This is a genomic window from Myxococcales bacterium (assembly GCA_012517325.1).
Taxonomy (GTDB): domain Bacteria; phylum Lernaellota; class Lernaellaia; order Lernaellales; family Lernaellaceae; genus JAAYVF01.
In genome coordinates, this window is the sequence record JAAYVF010000086.1 from 1 (window position 1) to 18,366 (window position 18,366).

General features: G+C 64.2%; 21 protein-coding genes. 4 read left to right on the forward strand and 17 right to left on the reverse strand.

Annotated features, from left to right (window positions below):
* Nucleotides 1-502 precede the first annotated feature (502 nt).
* The 3 genes from GX444_15190 to smpB are packed head-to-tail and all read left to right on the forward strand — an operon-like array spanning nt 503 to nt 2,551.
* Nucleotides 503-811, forward strand: coding sequence for a membrane protein insertion efficiency factor YidD (locus GX444_15190; GenBank protein ID NLH49923.1), 309 nt, complete (start codon nt 503-505; stop codon nt 809-811).
* Nucleotides 808-2,040, forward strand: coding sequence for a hypothetical protein (locus GX444_15195; protein ID NLH49924.1), 1,233 nt, complete (start codon nt 808-810; stop codon nt 2,038-2,040). The genes GX444_15190 and GX444_15195 overlap by 4 nt, the downstream gene beginning before the upstream one ends.
* Nucleotides 2,041-2,095: 55 nt before the next feature.
* Nucleotides 2,096-2,551: an SsrA-binding protein SmpB gene (gene smpB, locus GX444_15200; protein ID NLH49925.1), complete on the forward strand. Its 456-nt coding sequence runs from the start codon at nt 2,096-2,098 to the stop codon at nt 2,549-2,551.
* Nucleotides 2,552-2,593: 42 nt separating this feature from the next.
* On the opposite strand, the gene GX444_15205 is transcribed toward smpB, so the two are convergent.
* Genes GX444_15205 through GX444_15220 form a run of 4 tightly spaced genes read right to left on the reverse strand, consistent with a single transcriptional unit; the run spans nt 2,594 to nt 5,283 of the window.
* Nucleotides 2,594-3,334: a Fe-S cluster protein gene (locus GX444_15205; GenBank protein ID NLH49926.1), complete on the reverse strand. Its 741-nt coding sequence runs from the start codon at nt 3,332-3,334 to the stop codon at nt 2,594-2,596.
* Nucleotides 3,335-3,347: 13 nt separating this feature from the next.
* Nucleotides 3,348-4,049, reverse strand: a complete 702-nt coding sequence (locus GX444_15210; GenBank protein ID NLH49927.1) for a cobalamin biosynthesis protein — start codon at nt 4,047-4,049, stop codon at nt 3,348-3,350.
* Nucleotides 4,046-4,831, reverse strand: a complete 786-nt coding sequence (locus GX444_15215; GenBank protein NLH49928.1) for an ATP-binding cassette domain-containing protein — start codon at nt 4,829-4,831, stop codon at nt 4,046-4,048. Before GX444_15215 ends, GX444_15210 begins: the two co-directional genes overlap by 4 nt.
* A gap of 47 nt (nt 4,832-4,878) precedes the next feature.
* Nucleotides 4,879-5,283, reverse strand: a complete 405-nt coding sequence (locus tag GX444_15220) for an Rrf2 family transcriptional regulator (GenBank protein NLH49929.1) — start codon at nt 5,281-5,283, stop codon at nt 4,879-4,881.
* A 223-nt stretch (nt 5,284-5,506) separates the two neighbouring features.
* Here GX444_15220 and GX444_15225 point away from each other — a divergent pair, with 223 nt between their 5' ends.
* Nucleotides 5,507-6,628, forward strand: a complete 1,122-nt coding sequence (locus GX444_15225) for a DegT/DnrJ/EryC1/StrS family aminotransferase (GenBank protein ID NLH49930.1) — start codon at nt 5,507-5,509, stop codon at nt 6,626-6,628.
* Here the strand turns inward: GX444_15225 and GX444_15230 are convergent.
* The 13 genes from GX444_15230 to GX444_15290 all read right to left on the reverse strand — a co-directional run bounded on the left by GX444_15230 (nt 6,625) and on the right by GX444_15290 (nt 18,301).
* Complete coding sequence (locus GX444_15230; GenBank protein ID NLH49931.1) at nt 6,625-7,482, reverse strand: hypothetical protein; 858 nt, start codon at nt 7,480-7,482, stop codon at nt 6,625-6,627. The two genes, GX444_15225 and GX444_15230, sit on opposite strands and share 4 nt — an antisense overlap.
* 170 nt (nt 7,483-7,652) lie before the next feature.
* Complete coding sequence (locus GX444_15235; GenBank protein NLH49932.1) at nt 7,653-8,690, reverse strand: SGNH/GDSL hydrolase family protein; 1,038 nt, start codon at nt 8,688-8,690, stop codon at nt 7,653-7,655.
* 18 nt (nt 8,691-8,708) lie between these two features.
* Complete coding sequence (locus tag GX444_15240; GenBank protein ID NLH49933.1) at nt 8,709-9,731, reverse strand: aspartate-semialdehyde dehydrogenase; 1,023 nt, start codon at nt 9,729-9,731, stop codon at nt 8,709-8,711.
* 176 nt (nt 9,732-9,907) lie between these two features.
* Nucleotides 9,908-10,876: a CDP-diacylglycerol--serine O-phosphatidyltransferase gene (gene pssA, locus GX444_15245; protein NLH49934.1), complete on the reverse strand. Its 969-nt coding sequence runs from the start codon at nt 10,874-10,876 to the stop codon at nt 9,908-9,910.
* Nucleotides 10,857-11,522 carry a phosphatidylserine decarboxylase family protein gene (locus GX444_15250; protein ID NLH49935.1) on the reverse strand — a complete coding sequence of 222 codons (666 nt, stop codon included), beginning with the start codon at nt 11,520-11,522 and terminating at the stop codon, nt 10,857-10,859. Before GX444_15250 ends, pssA begins: the two co-directional genes overlap by 20 nt.
* 110 nt (nt 11,523-11,632) lie before the next feature.
* Nucleotides 11,633-11,857, reverse strand: coding sequence for a DUF465 domain-containing protein (locus GX444_15255; GenBank protein NLH49936.1), 225 nt, complete (start codon nt 11,855-11,857; stop codon nt 11,633-11,635).
* Between the two features lie 7 nt (nt 11,858-11,864).
* On the reverse strand, nt 11,865-12,551 hold the full coding sequence (gene tsaB / locus GX444_15260; GenBank protein NLH49937.1) for a tRNA (adenosine(37)-N6)-threonylcarbamoyltransferase complex dimerization subunit type 1 TsaB: 687 nt from the start codon (nt 12,549-12,551) through the stop codon (nt 11,865-11,867).
* A complete protein-coding gene (rseP, locus tag GX444_15265; GenBank protein NLH49938.1) occupies nt 12,548-14,212 on the reverse strand; it encodes an RIP metalloprotease RseP in 1,665 nt (554 codons plus the stop codon). Before rseP ends, tsaB begins: the two co-directional genes overlap by 4 nt.
* Nucleotides 14,212-15,381 carry a 1-deoxy-D-xylulose-5-phosphate reductoisomerase gene (locus GX444_15270; protein ID NLH49939.1) on the reverse strand — a complete coding sequence of 390 codons (1,170 nt, stop codon included), beginning with the start codon at nt 15,379-15,381 and terminating at the stop codon, nt 14,212-14,214. The genes rseP and GX444_15270 overlap by 1 nt, the downstream gene beginning before the upstream one ends.
* A 10-nt stretch (nt 15,382-15,391) precedes the next feature.
* Nucleotides 15,392-16,228: a phosphatidate cytidylyltransferase gene (locus GX444_15275; GenBank protein ID NLH49940.1), complete on the reverse strand. Its 837-nt coding sequence runs from the start codon at nt 16,226-16,228 to the stop codon at nt 15,392-15,394.
* A 3-nt stretch (nt 16,229-16,231) separates the two neighbouring features.
* Nucleotides 16,232-17,017 carry a di-trans,poly-cis-decaprenylcistransferase gene (gene uppS / locus GX444_15280; protein ID NLH49941.1) on the reverse strand — a complete coding sequence of 262 codons (786 nt, stop codon included), beginning with the start codon at nt 17,015-17,017 and terminating at the stop codon, nt 16,232-16,234.
* A 5-nt stretch (nt 17,018-17,022) separates the two neighbouring features.
* On the reverse strand, nt 17,023-17,580 hold the full coding sequence (gene frr, locus GX444_15285) for a ribosome recycling factor (GenBank protein ID NLH49942.1): 558 nt from the start codon (nt 17,578-17,580) through the stop codon (nt 17,023-17,025).
* A gap of 4 nt (nt 17,581-17,584) precedes the next feature.
* Complete coding sequence (locus GX444_15290; protein NLH49943.1) at nt 17,585-18,301, reverse strand: UMP kinase; 717 nt, start codon at nt 18,299-18,301, stop codon at nt 17,585-17,587.
* Nucleotides 18,302-18,366 lie beyond the last annotated feature (65 nt).

Consider the following 18,366-nt stretch of genomic DNA (forward strand, 5'->3'; position numbering starts at 1 on the left):
AATCATTTTTAATACTTACGAGTGGCCTCCCATTGGCGATCATAGTTAAATCGGAAGTCACGGATAAATAAGCGAAAATTATTCGTTCCGGCAAATCCAGCGGATGGTTTGAAGGAAAGGTGAAATCGCGGCTGCTAAGCCGCTCTTACACCAGTCAGGTCGCTGGCGCGCAATTGTTATATTTACGCAAATCCACCGGCCCCAAGCTAAGCCGCTCCTACACCAGTCAGGTCGCTTGCACTCCCGGTGTGGGTTCCGGCTTTCGCACGAAAAGACAGCGTAAGTTTTTATCGCGGCTGCTAAGCCACTCCTACAGTGGACATGCGGTCGGCGATACCGGCGAGGATTCCGGATGCCGAAACAAGTTCGGCATGACGGTGTGGTCGGCAGTGTGACGGGTCGGTGGGCGGCTACGTGACGGATTGGTGGGCGGCGGCGCTCCTGGTTAGAATGGGAAAACCGGTAGCCAGCGGGACTTTTTCCGCGCTAGAATTCCGGCCGAATGAGCGCCGACATCAAAACCGCCATCCTGGTCCTTTGTCTGCTGGTCGCCCTGGCGGCGATCGACGCCCAACGACCACCCTCCCACCAGTGGGGAACGGCGTTGGTGCTGGCCGTGATCGACGCCTGGCAGGCGGTCACCGACCGCCACGAGGACATCGGCCGCTGCCTTTACACCCCGACCTGTTCCGTGTATGGGGAATTGGCGATCCGCCGTTACGGGGCGTATCGCGGGGGTTGGCTGGCGCTGGCCCGCATCGATCGCTGCAACCCCAAATCCACCCGGGAGGGCGAAGACTGGCTTCCATGACACGGCGGCATACCGGCAAACGGCGGCTTCTGGCGCTGGCGGCGCTGGCGCTGGCGGCATGGCTCGGCGCCTGCGACGACCTGAAAACCGCCGACGACCCGGTGGCGATCACCGCGCCCGACTCGCCCGAGGCCCAGGCCCGCCTCAAGCCGCTGCCCAGCCACCTGGAACTGCGCGTCGAGCGCGAACAGGTCGACGTCTGCCACCGGCCCTTCGGCCTGGCCCTTTCCACCGACGGCGAAACGCTGTTCGTCGCCTGCGCCGGCAGCGGCCAGGTGATGGCGATCGACACCGAATTTTTCGACACGCGCTGGACCAGCCGCAAGCTGTACGAACGCACCTACAAGCTGGTGGTCGATCCGCGCCGCAGCCGCGTTTACGCCATCGGCATGAACGGCCGGCTGGTGCACGCGCTTGACAGCCGCACCGGCGCCGTCGTCGCCACGCTCAACGTCGGCGGCAACACGGCCGATCTGGCCCTGGTGCCCCAACTCGACCGCCTGATCGTCACCACCACCCAGCCGCCGCACGCGGCGCTGATCGACTTGGCCGACTTCCGCGTCGCCGGCACGGTCCGGTTCCCCACGCCGCCCGGTTCGCTGGCGATCCGGCCCGACGGCCAGCTCGCCGTGGCCAGCAGCGGCCTGTGGGAAGTCACGGTCGACAACACCGCGCCGGTCCAGGAGCCGTTGTATCTGTTCGATCCGCGCAAGTCGGGCCGCACGGTCGACAGCCTGGGGCTCGGCGGCACCCAGTCGCGCGAGGCGCTGTTCGTGCAAAACGGCAGCATCCTGCTCGTGCCCGAACGGACCTCCGACACCGTCGCGGTGTACGACGTGGACAACCGCAGCCACCTGCGCACGATCCAGACCGGGGCGGCGCCGGAAAAAATCGTGCCGTCGCCCGACGGTCAATGGGCGTTCACCCAGGACAGCCTGGGCGCCTCGATCACCCGGATCGATGTCCTGCACGGCACGGCCAACGGCTACGTGGTACTGCCCGCGAACCCGCAGGATCTGGTGGTGTCGCCGGACGGCACCGAACTGTACGCCGCGCTGTCCGGCGGTCCCGACAAACGGGGGCAACTGGCCGTCATCGACACCCAGTCGGTTTCGGTGGTCGACCTGATCGCCCTGGGCAAGGATCCCTGCCGCATCGCCTTCTCGCACGGCGGCCGCAAGGTCTACGTCACCAACTTCATCTCCGACACCCTCAGCGTGCTGGAATAGCGCGAAGCTTGCCCGCCGCGGCGATCCTGGTTAGACTGCCGGCCCTGGAGGCCAGGTGAGCGAAGGGGAAAAACAGATTGCCGTCAACCGGCAGGCGCGGTTCGAGTACGAGTTGCTCGAACGGACCGAGGCCGGCCTGGCGCTGGTCGGCACCGAAGTGAAATCGCTGCGCGAGGGGCGGTGCAACCTGACCGACGGCTTTGTGGAAATCCGCGACGGCCAGGCGTGGCTGCGCGACGTGCAGATCATGCCCTACTCGCACGGCAATCGCATGAACCACGAACCGAAGCGCCGCCGCAAGCTGCTGTTGCACAAGAACGAAATCCGCAAGCTGCAAGCCAAGATCGCCGAGCGCGGCCTGACCTGCGTCCCCATCAGGATGTATTTCCGCGACGGCCTGGCCAAGGTCGAAATCGCCCTCGCCCGCGGCAAGAAGGCCCCCGACAAGCGCGAGGACATCAAGCGCCGCGAGGCCGATCGCGAGGCGCACCGGGCGATGAAGAACCGCTAGCCTGCCCCTTTTTCCCGGTGCGCCCCCGGTCTACGGCTCTCCTTACCCGATCAACAAGCCTTCCAGGCGAATCCGCGTCCCTTCGGGCGTGTTTTGAATGAAGTTGATCAGGCCGCTGTGCCGCCATTGCAGCATGCACATCCGCGGCTGGAAAAAGTAACGCTGGCCGATGCGCAGTTCGGCGTTGGTGCGCGTGACGATGCCCTCGTAGGCCTCGGCGGAGTAATAGCCGATGTCCTTGAAGCCCTCCAGCCGCGGGCGCAGCGGGCCGGTGACGCACCAGACGATGACGCCGGTACGCTGGTCCACGTCGATGACCACGCCGCAGTGGGTGATCGGGCAGCCGCAGGACATGCCGAGCGGGCGGCCGATCATCACGTCGCCGACCTGCATGTTCAGTTCGCGGGTCAGCATCGGGTTGTGCGGCAGGCAGACCTCACGCGGGCCGGGATCCTCGGGCAGGTGTTCGAGGAAGAAATCGAAATCACGGCCGAGGCTGTCTTTCCACTCCGTCGGTTCCTGTTCCCAGGCGAAAGTCGGCAGCGGCGCGGGCGCGCAGGCGCCACAGACCGTCTGCGCTTCCTTCGCGCGTTTTACCGCGGCGGCCTGTTTCTGCGCGTCGATTTCGGCCTTGTCGCGTTCCTGCTGCTTGAGCAGCATCACGCAGCGTTTGAGCAAATCCGGCTGACCGGGCAATTTGTCCGCCAGCGCCTGACACGTCCGGTAACCGCACAGGCCGCAATCGAGACCCGGCAGTTCGATGCCTTTCATTTCCGTCACCATGGTCGTCTCTCCTCTATTCCCCGCGGTACAGCAGTTGACCGTCGAGCGGCCGGACAACACCGAAGTGCTTTTCCCAGCCGATTTCCTTCTTGCCGACGCAGATCGTGCAGGTGCCGACCGGCGGGTTGCCGCGCAACGCCAGCGACTCCGGCGCTTCCGGGGTCTGCCGGACCATCTCGACCAGCGGATCGATGCCGATGCCGTACAAGGCGTTGACCTCGCGCACCTTCACCTCGGGCGCCGCCAACTGGATGCGGGCGCGGAACACCTCGCGCTCGGCCTGCGACACCAGGTCGATCTTGGTGACCACGGCGATGTCGGCGAGCGACAGGATGGGGCCGACCTTGAGGGGCAGGTTCATGCCGCTGGTCGCCTCGAGGACCGCGATGCCCAGGCCGCCGTCGGCGTAAGGCGCGCAACGCAGGCACAGGCCCGCCGTCTCGACCAGCAGGATCGTCGCCAGGTTCCGCTCCGCCCAGCGCAACGCGTCGCCCAGCACCATGACGCTGCAGTGATCCGGGCACAATTCGCCGGAGTACGTCTTGCGCGTCGGAATGTCGAATTCCTTCGCGAACAGTTCGTCCTCGTCGGCATACTGCACGTCGATTTTCAAAAACGCCGGGCGCTCGCCCATCCCGATCAGTTTCTTCGTGACGTGCCGCAGCACCGCCGTCTTGCCGGTCGTCGCCGGCCCCGCGCAAATGACCAGTTTCATGCCAAACCTCCGACATCTTGCAGTTGCAATTGATTACCCAGGCGGATTTTCTCGCGCAGGGCCGTGTACATGTCGTCCCACCGGCTGACGGTGACGGCGCACTTCTTCTCTTCCTCGTTGGTTACCAGCAGCTTCGTGATGCAGCCGTTCTCCAGCACGATCCGGTAATCCGAAAGCAGCGCGATGCGCGGATCGTGGGTGACGAAAATGAAGATCTTGCGGTGCTGCCGCAGCAGTTCCAGCGCCCGCGTCCGGTTGATGCCCGCGTTTTCGACCTCGTCCAACAGCACGATCGGCGTGTTGCAGACGATCGTCGCGTCGGCGATCAGCATCGCGCGGGTCTGGCCGCCGGAAAGCTCGGTCATCGTGTTGGTCTCGATGATCGGCTCGCCGGTAAGCTGGTTGGCGAAGTCGATCGTCTGCTGCACCAACTCGCTCACCTTGGCGTTGCTGTCGCAACGGATGCCGGCGTGGATTTTCAAAAACTCGATCACCGACAGGTCGGAAAGAAAATTGGTGTGCTGGGTGATCAGGGCAATCGGATTGCTTGACGGGTTGTAACGATAGGCCGCCGGTGGCCGTTTCCCGTCGATCAGCAGGCGCCGCCCGGTGGGCGTGTTGCCGTCGGCGAACAGCTCGATGTCGTTGATCAGCGTGGTTTTGCCCGAGCCGGTCGGCCCGACGATGCTGACCACGTCGCCCATGTTCATGTCGATGCGTTGGACCGGCTCCGGCGCGCCGTTTTTGCCGTGTCCGCCAATCAAAGTGATGGTCTCCACAATACCCTCCTTAACCGATCGGATAAGTCATATTTAAGCGGAAAAAAAAGTTACACCACTTCCGCCAGGGTGGTTTCTTCCAACTTCTTCGCGGTGTAGTCGCGAATATCGCGAAAAACCGCGGTCAGGCGTTCTTCCTTTTCGATGGGGGTGGACTCGTAAAAATAGGTGCTGACCGATTCGGTCGGCGCCAGGGCGCCGTCGAAGAGGCGAATGATCTCGGCGATGGAGATTTCGCCGGCGTCGCGGGCGAGGCGAAAGCCGCCGTGTTGGCCCTTGGTGCTCATCACGATCCGGGCCCGTTTTAGCGCCAGCATGATCTGCTCGAGGAAACTCTGCGGGATGCCCTGCTCCTTCGCGATCCGCTCGGCGCTGATGTAACCCTCGTCGCCGTCGTGACGCGCCAGGTAAATCAAGGCCAGCAAGGCGTATTCGCTACGAGAAGTCAGCCGCATGTTTCCGTCCCCGTATGTTTTACGACTAGTCCGACCAGATTAGTAGCATAAGATAACAAGGCCGTCAAGCCGGATTTTTGAGCCATTTGGTCCCGGCCCGCCGCCGCCCCGGAGATTCGCCTTTCAGGATTCATTCCCCCTGGCGGCCGCAGCGAAACGCCCCTAGCCACGAGGGGCGACTCTTGTTAATGTAGCGCCGAATTTTCTCACACGGAGTATGACGATGGCTGTACCTCTTCTCGACCTCCAGATGCAATACAAGCAGATTCAAACGGAAGTGGAAGCGGCGGTGTTGGCGGGCTGCCGCTCGGGCCAGTATATCCTGGGTGCCGCGGTCGAAAAATTCGAGACGGAAATCGCGGCTTATTGCGGCGCGGGCGCCGCGTTGGGCGTTTCCTCGGGCAGCGACGCGCTGCTGATGGCGCTGATGGACGCCGGCGTCGGGCCGGGCGACGAGGTCATCACGACGCCGTTTTCGTTCTTCGCGACGGTGGGGGCGATCGTCCGCCTGGGCGCCACGCCCGTGTTCGCGGACATCGACCCGGACAGCTTCAACCTCGACGAGAACATCGCGCTGTCGAAATTCAATTACCGCACCAAGGCGGTGATCATCGTCCACCTGTTCGGCCGCTGGTGCGAGTGCGACCGGCTGAAGGCGGCCTGCGAAAAGCACCACATCCCGCTGATCGAGGACGCGGCGCAGGCGATCGGCTGCGCGGACGCCCAGGGCCGGCGTGCCGGCAGCGTCGGCCACTACGGCGCGTTCAGCTTTTTCCCGAGCAAGAACCTCGGCGCGTTCGGCGACGGCGGGCTGATCACCGTGCCGGATAAGGCGACCGGCGAGCGGGTGAAGCTGCTGCGCAACCACGGCATGAACCCGCCCTACACCCATCACGTGGTCGGCGGCAATTTCCGCCTCGACGCGCTGCAGGCGGCGATCCTCTCGGTCAAGCTGAAGTACCTGGAAGGCTGGCACGTCGGCCGGCAGGCCAACGCCGAGCGGTATCGCGAGTTGTTCGCCGAGGCCAAGGTCCCGGCGGAAAAGGTGAAACTGCCGACGACCGGCCCCGGCCGGCATATTTTCAACCAGTACACCATCCGCTGCGCCGACCGCGACGGCCTGCTGGCGCATCTGCGGGCGCGCAAAATCGGCTGTGCCGTGTACTATCCCAATTGCCTGCACCTGCAGCCGTGCTTCGCGAGCCTGAACCACAAGGCGGGGGATTATCCGTTATCGGAGCAGGCGGCGCGGGAAGTGTTGTCGATTCCGGTTTATCCCGAATTGACGATCGATCAGCAGCGCGAAGTCGCGCAGGCGATCGCGGAATTTTATCGGAAGCGCTAGACCAGCAGAATCAGGATGGCGGCCGCCGCGCTGGCGAGCAAACCGACCAGGCCCAGCGCGGTGGGGCGTTTTTTCAGCCAGAAAAACGACAGCAGCGCGGCCAGGACGACCTGGCCGGCGGCCGCCAGCACGAAAGCCTCCCAACCCGGCATTTCCTTCAGGCCGAGCAACAGGCCGAGCAATGCGCCGAACAGCAGCGCGCCCAGCAACGCCCCGTGGTTATAGACCGGGCCGGTAAACGCCTGGCGCTTGCTCAGCCCCAGCAGCAAGTTCACCAAACCGCCGATGCCGAAAACCAGGAGCAGGAAAACGCCTTCGTTGTTCTGCACCAACACCACCGCCTGGAAAAGCTGCAGCCCGACGAACAACAGGGCGAACAGAAACAGCACCAGAAGGGTGCTGAGAAACCGATTGCCGGTGGACAGATCGCTTGCCGTGCGCGGCGCGCCCAAAGCGATCAGGAACAGCGCCACCACACCGATGCCGACGCCGACCGCCTTCAACCCGAAAAGCTCGGCGGAGGAATCGAAAACTGTCAGCGACAACAAAATCGGCAAAGTCAGAACCACCGGCAGATGCCAGGGTTCGATCAGCAGGCTTTTTTCTTCCTGCGAACGCCAGAAGAAATAGGCGCCGACCGCCGCGATCAGGCCGACGATCAACCCGAACGGCAGCACCACCCATTCGACCACCGCGAATTGGCCGCGCACCGCCGCGTAAAGCACCGACAATACCGCCGCCGAGAACATTGCGATCGCCGTCAGCAAGTGCTGTGACTCGGTCCGGTCGCGGTCGCGCAACGCCGCCGGTAAAGCCAGCACGGAAAGCACGATGAAAGCGAGCAAATAAAGCATTTTCGGCGAACTCCCCAATAGGACGTGGGGGCGACGCATACACCTTTCCTGGGCTGGTGCGCCGCCGGCGGCAACCGTCGTTTGTCGGCAAAAAAAGTTTCCTTGAGTCGACGGGGTTTGTCAAGCTAACGATGCCCCGAAAATGGACCAAACCGCCTTCCGCAAGACAATTAGAAGCCCGTTTGGGGTTGGACGAATTCCGGCTGGCGGCAGCGGATGATTTTTGCGGCGGCAAGTCGATCCCACAGGGCGTCGGCGATCAGCCGGTGGCCGAGGACATTGGGATGTACATCGTCGAGAAACGGATTTTCGTCGGCGGCCAGCGCGGCGCCGAACAGGCCCGCAAGATCCACGTCGCTTGCGCCGGGTCGCCATTTCAGAAAATACGGGCCCGGCCGCGCGCCGGCGTCCGAACGATAAACGGCCGAAACGGTCGCCAGAAAACCGTGCTCCGGCGGCAACATCCGGCGCACCGCCTCGCGGTTGGCCCAAAAATCCTCCTCGCTCACCCGCACCCGCACCGCCGTCGGTTCCGCATCGCCGAACACCGCCCCCAACTGCCGCCCGAGATAATCGACATTGACGTTGCGGATCAAACGATACGAATAACTGGAACGGTAAAGCGCACGATGCAGAAAAAGGCTCCAGCGCGGCACGGCGGCCCAATCGCGATCAGCGCGGATCGGGGCCGGGCAGGCGTCGTTGGCGCCGAAAAAGAAAACGGCGCCGTCCGGCCGCAAACGGCCGGCGATTTCCGCCAGCAGCAAGCGTCCCTGGTAACTCGTGTACCCGGGTCGGCCGAAGTTCCAGACCTCGACCCGTTGCTCGGGGCTACAGGCCGCGATCCGTTTTTCCAGCCGGACCGCAAAGGTTTCGTCCGCGTTCACTCCCAGGCCGTAGGTCGAGCTGTCACCCAGGCAGACCAGGCGGATCGTGCCCGCCGGTTTGGGCGGTACCGGGCCGGGGATGCGGTATTCGGCGGGATCGGGCGGATAGATTTTCACGCCCAGCGTCAGGTATTCGTCCCAATCGACGCGCCCGCGGCCGACGGGGTGGCGCAGCCAGCGGTCGGTGTAGATCGCCTCGCCGGAACGGACGGTCACGCGCGCCAGACGCAACCCGGCCTCGGTCGCCAGCAGGAACAGAAGGACCGCCAGGCAGGCATAGAACAGGCGGCGCCGGCGACGGATCGGCCGTAGTGACGCCATGTTCCTCCCCCGGGCAGATTAGAGGTACTGGTCGATCAGCAATTCCGCGATTTGCACGGCGTTGAGCGCGGCGCCCTTGCGCAGGTTGTCGCTGACGATCCACAGGTTGAGGCCGTGGGGCACCGTCTCGTCGCGCCGGATGCGGCCGACGAACACCTCGTCGCGGCCGGCGGCGGCGAAATTGAGCGGATAGAGGTTGCCGTTCGGCTCGTCGGCGACGACGACGCCCGGGAATTTGGCGAGCAGCTCGCGCGCCGCCTCGGGCGACAGCTCTTTTTCGAACTCGACGTTCACCGCTTCGGCGTGGCAGGCGAAAGTGGGCACGCGCACGGTCGTCGGCGAGACGCGGATGGCCGGGTCGAGGATCTTGTTCGTCTCCCAGACCATTTTCATTTCTTCCTTCGTGTAGCCGTTGGGCTGGAAGACGTCGATGTGCGGCAGGCAGTTGAACGCGATCTGGTGCGGAAAACACTTCGGCTCGAACGGCTCCTGGTTGAACAGGGCGATCGTCTGTTCGGCCAGTTCGTCCATCGCTTCCTTGCCGGCGCCGGACACTGATTGATAGGTCGAGACGACGATGCGCTTGATCGTCGCCGCGTCGTGCAACGGTTTGAGCGCGACCACCATCTGGATCGTCGAGCAGTTGGGATTGGCAATGATGCCGCGCCGCGGGTAGCCCGCCGCCGCGTCCGGGTTGACCTCGGGCACCACCAGCGGCACGTCGTCGAAATAGCGAAACGCCGACGTGTTGTCGATGACCACCGCGCCCGCCGCCGCGGCCAGCGGCGCGAATTCCAGGCTCACGGCCGCGCCCGGCGAGAAGAGCCCGATGTCGATGCCGGTGAAGCTGTTCCGGTCGAGCTTCTGCACCGTCAGGCTTTCATCGCCGAATTCCACCGTCCCGCCTTCGCTGCGGGCGGACGCCAGCGCGCGGACCTCCCCGACGGGAAAACCGCGCTCGGCGAGGATCGACAACATTTCGCCGCCGACCAGACCGGTGGCGCCGACGACCGCGACGTTGTAAGTGCTTTTCTTGCCCATTTCCGGGACTCCGCCGCCGACCGCGCGTCAAGCGGGCGCGATCGGCCAATGATGGTTGCTGGTTGGATGCCGGCGCGATTTCGGGCCGCGGCCGACGGCCTTTTTCAACAGCCTGTTAGACCAACAAACATTCGGCGCGGTTTCAAGAAAAATCGGCGGGCGCCGAAAAATTCTTTTCAGGACTTGTCGCGGCCGGGTTCTACCGGCGCGGCCGGCGCCTGGCCGGCGCGCGGCTTGGCCCAGGGATAATGGCCCTGCCGGCGGTAGACGAAGAACCAGGTCAGCGGCGCGCTGGCCGCGTAAACCGCCATCACGAGAAACAGGCTTTTGACCGGCTGCGCGAAGATGATGACCAGCACGATGATGATGAACAGGAACGTCCCGAACGGATGCCGGCGGTGAATGTCGAGATGCTTGAAGTTCGGATAGTAGAAGCGGCTGACCATCAGGAAGGCCGCCAGCACCGTCAACACCAGAAACGGCCAATACGAAACGGCGGTGCCGTATTCGGTGATCCACTCGGATTCGTGAAACAACAAAACGGAAAAGACCAGCAGCAACGCGGCCGCCGGAATCGACAGGCCTTGGAACACGCCCTCGGGCAGTTTGTCGGTCGTGACGTTGAAGCGCGCCAGCCGCAGAGCGCCGCAGACGACAAACAAAAAGGCCACGACCCAGCCCAGGCCCGTGCCCCGGTAGTCGTTCCAACCCCAGCGCAACGCGAAATTGTAAACCAACGCCGCCGGCGCCAGGCCGAAGCTGACCAGGTCCGACAGGCTGTCGTACTGCATGCCGAAGACGCTGGTCGTCCGGGTCAGGCGGGCCACCCGCCCGTCGAGGCCGTCGAAGATGCCGGCCGCGAAAATCGCCCAGGCGGCGCGCACGAAATACTCGACGCCCTCCTTCGGGTTGATGAACGCCCCGAAGGACATGGTGATGCTGTAGAAACCCAGCATCAGGCTCATGCTGGTGAGCAGATTGGGCAACAGATAGAAACCGCGGCGCGGCCCTTCCCGGCCGGCTTCCTCGCCGCTTTCTCCCGCCGTTCCGCCGCCCGGCAACCCTTCTTCCGGCGGTAACTTGGATTTCTTCGCCGTGCGACGCCGCGTCAAACGGCGGCGCAATTCACCCTGCGGAGCGTTCATCGGCCAACCTCCCGATTCGTGTCGATGCGCCGAAGACCCGGTCGCCCCGGCGGACTTCGATCTCGGCCGCCGGCGGCAGGTACAGATCGACCCGGCTGCCGAAGCGGATCAGCCCGAACCGCTGCCCCTTGTACAGCCGGTCACCGGCTTTTGGGTAGCTGACGATCCGGCGCGCCAACATGCCGGCGATTTGCACCACGACGACCCGCCGGCCGCCCGGCGTTTCGAGAATCAACGCGGATTGTTCGTTGTCGAGCGAAGCCTTCTCGGCCGAGGCCACCAAAAACTTGCCGGGATTGTACCGGACCTCGAGCACGCGGCCGGTGACCGGCACGCGGTTGACGTGCACGTTGAAGGGGCTCATGAAAATGCAGACCCGCCGGCAACGGCCCATGCCGTACCGCGCATCGTCGATCTCCTCCACCGCCACCACCTCGCCGTCCGCCGGGCAGATGATCGCGTCGTCGCCGGCGGCCAGATCGCGCTGCGGGTTGCGGAAAAAGGCGACGACGAAAATCGTCAGCAGCAACCACGGCAACGTCACGTACCACGGCAGCTTGAAAACGATCAGGATCAGCAGGAGCAAACCCGCGATCGCGATGAACGGAATCCCTTCCTTCAAAATCGGCGTATTCTGGTTGTACATCTCTCGTCCGTCGATGATTCCGGCCCGCCGGAGCGGCGAACCGGCGATGGAATTTTCTGGCCGGCCAGTCCCGGCGGGATCGTCGCGGCGTCCGCGAAAAATCCCGGGAATCAGGAGCCGGAATCGCCCTGGCGCTTGGCGACAATCTGCGCGATTCGATCCTTGTTGGCAAGCTTCAATTTCGACAAGCGCTTGCGTTCCGCCTCTTCCACCGCAGTCCGCACGCGCCGCTTGTTGAGCGCGTCGACCTGGCGATTGAGCTCCCGGTGTTCGTCCAGGAGCCGGCGGAGTTCCGGATCCGTTGCCGCGAGTTGCGCCAATTCCTTGTCTTCCATTCCTGGCTTAGCCCTCCTTCACCGCGAATTTCGGGTTGAGTTCGGCGTCCGGCGGCCGGACGTAATTCGCCGCGAGCCCCCGTTCGCCCGCCGCGTAGGCTCGTTCGCCCAGCCAGCCGACGACGGTCGCGCGCGCCGGGCACAAGGCCGCCGGCACCAGAATCGCGTCCGGCTTGGCGGCGCGAATCGCGTCGGCGTAAAGCTCGGCGCCGTCGCCGACGAACAGGCAATCGCCCGCGATGGTCCGCGCCCAGTCGGCGGCCGCCACCGAGACCTCGTCGCGCTCCGGCGTCAGGCCGCCGCGGCCGTCCGGCCGGTACAACGCGGCGAATACCTGCCGTTTGCGGGCGTCGAGCAGCGGACAAATCGGCGTGGCGCCGAAGGCGAGCGGCAGCGCGGTCGCTTCCAGGCTGTTGACGCCGATCAGCGGCCGGCCGCCGGCGAAGGCGATTCCCTTGGCCGTGGCCAGGCCGATGCGCAGTCCGGTGAAACCGCCCGGGCCCTTCGCGCAGGCGATCAAGTCGAGATCGGCGATCCGCCAACCGGCTTCGGCCAGGCAGCGATCGATCACCGGCAGCAGCATTTCGGAGTGAGTGGCCGAAACGTCGAAAGTATAGGCGGAAACCACGCGGCCACCGGCCATCAGCGCCACCGAACCGGCGCGGGTGCTGGTGTCCAGGGCAAGAAGTTTCATGTGCCGAGCAGTTCCTTGATTTTGAAAAACACCCACCGGAAATCGTTATAGAAGATCAGCAGAAACAGCGCCACGATCACCGCGATGCCGATGCGCAGGGCCAGGGCCATGGCTTTTTCGCCGAGCGGTTTGCCGGTGATCTTTTCGATCGAAAACAGCAGCAGGTGGCCGCCGTCGAAGATCGGCACCGGCACCAGGTTGATGATCGCCAGGTTAAAACTGATGATCGCCATGAACATCAGGAATTGAATGATTCCCATTTGCGCCGATTCGCCGGCCATCCGCGCGATGGCGATCGGGCCGCCCAGGCTGCTGGTCGGCACCTTGCCGATGATGATCAGGTAGATGCCCTTGACGATGCGCGTCGCCCAGATCCACGATTCCTGCGCCCCGCGCATAACGATTTTCACCGGATTCCAATAGCGCTCGGTTTCCTCGACCGTCGGGTTGAACACGATCATGCGCTGGATGCCGACCTGGCCGTAGGTTTCCTTCCGGCCCATCATGTCGAGGGTCTCGACCTTCTTCGGCGTCACCGAAACCGTCAATTCCTCGCCCGCCCGGATCAACGTCAGGGTGAGCGGCTTGCCGGGGTTGGCGCGAACGACCTTGGTGAAATGCTCCCACGATTCGATCGGCCCGCCGTCGAGGCCGATCAGGCGGTCGCCTCTTTTCAGGCCCACCGCTTTGGCCGGGCCGTCGGCCGACACGTCGTAAATGGTTAGCTCGCCCGAACGCAAACCGAGGTCCGCCGGCGTCCAGGCGCCGGCCGGGGCCGGCGGGATTTTGATCGTGTCGGTCAACTGTGGGTTGTCTTGCAGAATATTGGGTTCGCCGCGCGCCACGCCGAGCGTCAGTTCGCCGCTTTCGGCCAGCCGCTCCGGCAGTTCCTCCAGAAACATGAGGGGCTTGCCGTTGACCGTCAGGATGAGGTCGCCGGTGCGCAGGCCGGCCTGATAGGCGGGCGAGTTCGCGTCGCTGACGTCCATCAGCGGCCGCATGCCGACGGGCGAAACCCCGATGGAGCCGCGCTCGGTCTCGAATTGAAAGAGCATGTCCGGGCCGGTGATCTTCTCGGGCGTGAGGGGGATTTCCAGCGGCCGATCGGCGCGCCGGACTCCCAGCACCAGCGGCTGATCGGGGCTGTCGGCGATGCGCAGGGACAATTCGTGCCAGAAGCGGATCGGTTCGCCGTTGATGGACGTGATGCGGTCGCCCGGCCGCAGGCCGGCCTTTTGCGCCGGGCTGTCGTCGCTGACGTTGCCGATGATCGCCGCCGGTGCGGGGAAGCCGACGAGAAAGATGACGCAAAACAGCAGGAAGGCGAGGACCATGTTCATCGCCGGTCCGGCGAAGACGGTCAGCATTCGTTTGTAAATCGGCGCGAGGTTGAAGGCCACGCTGCGCAGCTCGTCGGGGACGGGCTGGTCGGGTTCGTCCCCGATGAATTTCACGTAGCCGCCCAGCGGCACGACGTTGATGCGGTATTCGATCCCGTCGCGTTTCCATTTGTACAGCGCCGGCCCGAAGCCGAAGGCGAATTTCTCGACGCCGATCCCAAGCAGCCGGCCGGTCTTGTAATGGCCGTATTCGTGGACGATCACGACGATGGAAAGCAGGACCAGAAACGAGCCGATTGAAATCAAAAACGATGAAATCACTACATTTTCCCCCGACCCAGACGCTTGGTGACATCCACGGCTTTTTCCCGCGCGCGCCGATCGACTTCCAGCACGGCCTCCAAATGTTCGGCTTTGCCGCCTTCCACTATGTTAAGCACTTCGACGATGGTTCGGGCGATTTCGTTAAAACCGATTCGTCTTTCCAGAAACGCCTGCACCGCGACCTCGTTGGCCGCGTTGAGAATCGCCGGGCCCAGTTCGCTGTCGGCCAGAGCCTGGCTCGCCAGCCGCAGGCACGGGAATTTGTCGTGGTCGACCTCGTAAAAGTGAAGTGGGGAAACTTTCGTTAAATCGAGTTGTTGGATGGAATTCGGCAACCGTTCGGGATAGGCCAGCGCGTAGGAAATCGGCCCCTTCATGTCGGGAACGCCCAGTTGCGCCACCACCTGCCCGTCGTGAAACTCCACCATGCTGTGAACGATCGACTCGGTGTGCACGACCACGTCGATTTTTTCCGGCGGTTGATCGAACAACCAATGGGCCTCGATCACCTCCAGCCCCTTGTTCATCAGCGTAGCCGAATCGATGGTGATCTTGCTGCCCATCCGCCAGGTCGGGTGCGCCAGCGCGTCGTCCGGCGTCGCCCCGGCGATCCGCGCGGCCGGCCATTCGCGAAAAGGACCGCCGCTCGCCGTCAACACGATCCGCCGCACTTCCTCGCGCCGATGGCCGGCGAGGGACTGCATCACGGCGGAATGCTCGGAGTCGACCGGCAGCAGCGCCACGCGCTTTTCGCGCACGGCCCGCATCACCAGCGGCCCCGCCATGACCAGCGTTTCCTTGTTGGCCAGCGCGACGTGCTTGCCCGCCGCGATCGCCTGCCACGTCGGTTCCAGGCCGGCGCTGCCGACGACCGCCGCGACGACCATCTCGGCCTCGGGATGCCGGGCGACCGCGCCGATGCCTTCCGTCCCGACCTGAATCTCGGGAGCCGCCGCGCCGAGCAGTTCGCGCAGCCGGCTGGCCCCCGCCGCCGTCCGCACGCTGACCAGCGACGGCCGGAATTGCCGCACCTGCTCGGACAGCCGTTCGACGTTGTCGCCGGCCGCCAGGGCGACGACCGCGAACCGCTCCGGGTTGGCCGCGACGACCGCCAGCGTGGAGACGCCGATGCTGCCCGTGCTGCCCAGTATTGCCAGTTTTTTCATTTTTTTCGGGTCAGGCTCCCAATTGGCGCATGATTTGCGTGAAATGCAGATTGATGATCGCGTAATAGAGGATCGGCGCGCCGAACAGGACGCTGTCGATGCGGTCCAAAACGCCGCCGTGGCCGGGCAGCAACAGGCCCGAATCCTTCAGGCCGGCGCCGCGCTTGAGAGCCGATTCGGCCAGGTCGCCCAGCGGGCCGACGATGCCCAGCACCACGCCCAGCAGGAAACCCTGCCCCAGGGTGAAATGATCGGACCAGACGCCGATCACCGCGCCGAGAATCACGCTCGCCGCGAAGCCGCCCACCGCGCCTTCCCAGGTCTTGTTGGGGCTGACGCGCGGCGCCAGCTTGCGCTTGCCGATGGCGCTGCCGACGAAATAGGCGCCGGTGTCGTTGATCCAGATCAGGGCGAAAAGCATCAGCACCAGCTTGGTGTTGAAGAAGATCGACTCGTAGTTTTTCAGCGCGGCGACGTAACCCGCCAGCAACCCCGGGTAGATCGCCACGAACAGCAACTTCGCGGCGCGCCCGCCGGCCAGCGACAGATCGGTCGACAACAGACCGGCCAACACCATGGAAACCAGCAAAATGCCGACCAGGGCGACCGCCACCGTCTGGTCGTCGCCGCTGGCCGCCGCCAGGCAGGCCGCGAGCGAAAAGGCGGTCGCCGCCACGCGGCTGGCCAGCTCGTCCGGGCCGAAGACCAGCCGCGCGCTTTCCCAACCGCCCAGGCCCGCGCCCAACAGCATGAGCACGGTCAGTAGCAGGCAGTTCGGCGCCCAGCCGATCAGCCAGATAAACGCCGGCAGCAGCACCAAGGCCACGACGATTTTCTTTTTGTCCATGACTCAGCCTTCCTCGCCGCCGGTCGCGGCGGTCGCGTGAAGTTGTTCGCCCGTCCGGCCGAACCGGCGCTCGCGCCGCGCGTACTCGGCCAGCGCCGCCACCAGTTCCGCTTCCCCGAAGTCGGGCCACAGGACGGGCGTCAGATACAACTCGGCATAAGCCGCTTGCCAGAGCAGATAATTGCTCAACCGCTGCTCGCCGCTGGTGCGGATGAGCAGGTCCGGATCCGGGATCCCCGCCGTGTCGAGGTGCGCCGCGAACAGCCGTTCGTCGATCGCCGCCGGCGCCAATTCACCGGCGCACGCCCGCTCGGCCAGCCGGCGGGCGGCGCGGACGATCTCGTCGCGCGACGAATACGACAACGCGATGACCAGCGTCATCGCCCGGTGGTTGCGCGTCTGCGCCTCGACCCCCGCTAGCAGTTCGCGGACGTCGGCCGGCAGCCGCTCGCGGTCGCCGATCGCTGTCAGGCGGATCTCGTACTTGTCGAGCTTGGCCGTTTCGTTCTTGAGCACCCGCCGCAGCAGCCGCAGCAACAGCTCGACCTCGGGCCGCGGCCGGTTCCAGTTCTCGAGCGAAAAGGCATAAACGGTCAGGTAGGGGATTTCCAGCTTCCGGCAGGTTCGCACGACCGCTCGCAGGGATTCGACGCCCCGCGCGTGGCCCTGGGTCCGCTCCCGGCCCTGCCGGGTCGCCCACCGGCCGTTGCCGTCCATGATCACCGCCACGTGGCGAGGCAACCGGGCGCCGGCCAACGGACCGAACAAGGCGGCGGAGCCGGTTTCCATGGGTTTCAGATCTCCAGGATTTCGGTCTCTTTGCGGGCGATCACCTCGTCGACTTTTTTGATGTAGTCGTCGTGCAGCTTCTGGATCCGCTCGGTGCCCTTGTGGGAATCGTCCTCGGTGATGTCGCCGTCCTTCTGCAGGGCCTTGAGCATTTCGTTGGCGTCGCGGCGCTCCATCCGGACGGCCACCTTGTGTTCCTCGCCGATTTTCTTCACCTGCTTGACCAGTTCCTTGCGGCGCTCCTCGGTCAGCGGCGGAAAGGCGATGCGCACGACCTTGCCGTCGGACTGCGGATTCAGGCCGATGTCCGAGGATTGAATCGCCCGCACGATGTCGTTGCACTTGGGTTGTTCCCACGGCGCGATGACGATCAGCCGGTGTTCGGGCACGCTGACGGTGGCCATCTGGTTGATCGGCGTAGGCGTGCCGTAATAATCGACGCGGATCCCCTCGAGGATGGCCGGATTGGCGCGGCCCGTCCGGATCTTCATCAGCTCGCGTCCCAGGTTGGCGATGCTTTTTTCCATGCCGCTTTTACATTCGTTATAAACGTCGTCGATCACGGCCCTACTCCTTGATTAAAGTTCCGACTTTTTTCCCTTGCACCGCCCGCAAAATATTTCCCGGGCGAAGCAAATTGAAAACCAAAATGGGAATGGCGTTATCGCGGCACAGGCTGACCGCCGCGAGGTCCATCACCCGCAGATTTTTGGCCATTACCTCACCGAATGTCAATTGACGGTACAAGACGGCCGCCGGATCGACGATCGGATCGGCGCTGTAAACCCCGTCCACCTTGGTGGCCTTCATCAGGACGTCGGCGCCGATCTCCGCCGCGCGTAGCGCCGCCGCGGTGTCGGTGGTGAAAAACGGACTGCCGGTGCCGGCCGCGAACAGCACGACGTATTGCTGATCGAGGTGGTGGACGGCTCGCTGGCGGATGTACGGCTCGGCGACCGCCTGCATCGGCAGGGCGCTCATCACCCGCGTGGGGCAGCCGGCCTTTTCCAGGGCGTGCTGCATCGCCAGGCAGTTCATCACCGTGGCGAGCATACCCATGTAATCGGCGCTGGCCCGATCCATGCCCTTGCTGGCGCCCTTCAAACCGCGAAAGATGTTGCCGCCGCCGATGACCACGCCGATCTGCACGCCGGTGCGGTGCGTCTCGGCAATTTCCTTTGCGATATCATCTAGTTGATTATCGTCGATGCCGTATTCGCCCTTGCCCATCAGCGCCTCGCCCGAGAGCTTGAGCAGAATCCGCTTGTACTTCGTCGCTTTCATCAAAGACTCCTGGATATTCGGTTGCGTGAAATGTACCCAAGGCGAAGGAAGGAAACAAGGTGTTT